At 45.0% G+C, this 1,762-nt stretch carries 2 protein-coding genes; one reads left to right on the top strand and one right to left on the bottom strand.

Features of this window, described 5'->3' with window-relative positions; translation table 11 throughout:
- On the bottom strand, window positions 1-609 hold a 609-nt coding region (locus tag AC3DOM_RS08205), incomplete at its 3' end, for a DUF4230 domain-containing protein (protein ID WP_487918556.1).
- A 175-nt stretch (window positions 610-784) separates the two neighbouring features.
- On the opposite strand from AC3DOM_RS08205, the gene AC3DOM_RS08200 reads away from it, so the two are divergent.
- On the top strand, window positions 785-1,675 hold the full coding sequence (locus AC3DOM_RS08200; RefSeq protein ID WP_487918555.1) for a phosphate/phosphite/phosphonate ABC transporter substrate-binding protein: 891 nt from the start codon (window positions 785-787) through the stop codon (window positions 1,673-1,675).
- The last annotated feature ends 87 nt before the right edge of the window (window positions 1,676-1,762 follow it).

Raw genomic sequence — 1,762 nt, 5'->3', positions numbered from 1 at the left:
CAAGTAACTTTCGGCATTTTTCTGAGCTGTATCTAAAATACCATCTTCTAGTGCGGCATTCAGAATTGCTTCTTCTCCCACCCCAAGAGTTTTAATTACCATATTCGGATCAATCTCAGCCCAAAGTCCGTCCTGAATTGTATACACCTCTGTCTCGCTATTATTCAACGCAGTTATAAATACTTCTGCTGGAGGAAGCTGTACGTATAAAACACTTCCTTCCAATTTCATATCTTCTGGTCGAATTTTTTCCATATCAATTCCGGCAATAACAATTCCGTGTACCACAACAAGAAATTTTGTACCAAAGAGGAAGCCTAATGTTCCTTGCCTATCTTCATAGTGTACAACTTGAGTTTCATTATATTGAATTGTCTCTAGTCTTGCCAACGCACGAATTTCATTGATGATAGTCACAGGATCAGCTACAATTGTTGGCGTGGGGTTGAGCAACTCGGAGACCTGGGTCTGCATGGCACTATTTGCCTGCGCGATAGGGGCCAGGGCCTGTTGGGCTTGGGATGCACCCTCTTGTACGGATTGAACAACAAAATATGCACCTGCGCCCACAACAAGTAGAAGAAGTATTGGAACCAAATATTGTTTCATGATCTACATTATCCTCATAAAAATAGAAAGGGAAATAAGCAAAAACTATTTTAGGATATATTATAACATTTCGAGAACACAGGTACCTTGCATTCTATTTTGTTTCGAGTTATTATCATTTCTGAAAGGTTGAAAATTCAACCATAATCCTACTTTTCTTTGAGAGGAGAAAAACATGAAGAAAGTTTTGTATTTGCTCTTTGTTTTGATCATTGCATCGCTTGTCATATCTGCTTGTGGCCCGGGCAAACTTGGGACAGAAAAAAACCCCATCATCTGGGCTGTTGTTCCCTCAGGTGAAACCGAGCGCGTCGTCACAGGCTTTGAAGAAGTTGCCGCAATGATCTTCGATGAGACTGGCCTGGTTGTTCAGCCTTTGGTCGCCACTGAGTACGCTGGTGTGATCGAAGCCATGTGCAGTAATCCGCCAAAAGCTCATATGTCATCTTTGGCCACTTTCTCATACATCCTGGCTGCCGAAAGAGGCTGCGCTGATGTTTCCCTGGTCTCAGTCCGATTTGGCAGTGCTGTCTATAATGGCCAAATTTTCGTTCGCGAAGATAGTGGTATTACATCTATTACAGAACTGGCCGGGAAGACCGTTTGCCGCCCCGACCCTCTTTCCACCAGTGGCTGGATCATCCCCAGCATCACCTTTAAAGCTGCTGGTATCGATCCTGATACCGATCTGGCCCAAATTGTAGACGCTGGCTCCCATGATGCTTCTGTTGCCGGTGTTTATAATGGTGACTGCGATGCGGGCACATCTTATGTAGACGCCCGTGGCACCATTGAAGAGGATCATCCTGACGTCAAAGACGTCATCAAGGTCATCGAGATCTCAGCCGACATCCCCAATGATGGTGTTCAGTTCGTTCCCAGCTTTGACGCTGAAGCACGTGCTTTGATCGTTGATGCCTTGCTGGCTATCGCTGAGACCGATGCAGGCAAAGAAGCTCTTGATACCGCCTATAGCTGGAATGCTCTTGAAGAACAGAATGACACCTTCTATGATGCCTTCCGCCAGGTGCTTGATGCGGCCGGTGTTTCTGCTTCAGACTACTAAAAATCCTGATCTTCTGGTAACTGGAATGTAAATACAATTCACCAGCGGAGGATGCCAAAGATAGCATTTCTCCGCTGGTGTTTCTTA

The sequence above is a fragment of the Candidatus Desulfolinea nitratireducens genome (genome assembly GCF_982879505.1).
This window is presented reverse-complemented; position numbering and strand designations above follow the sequence as displayed.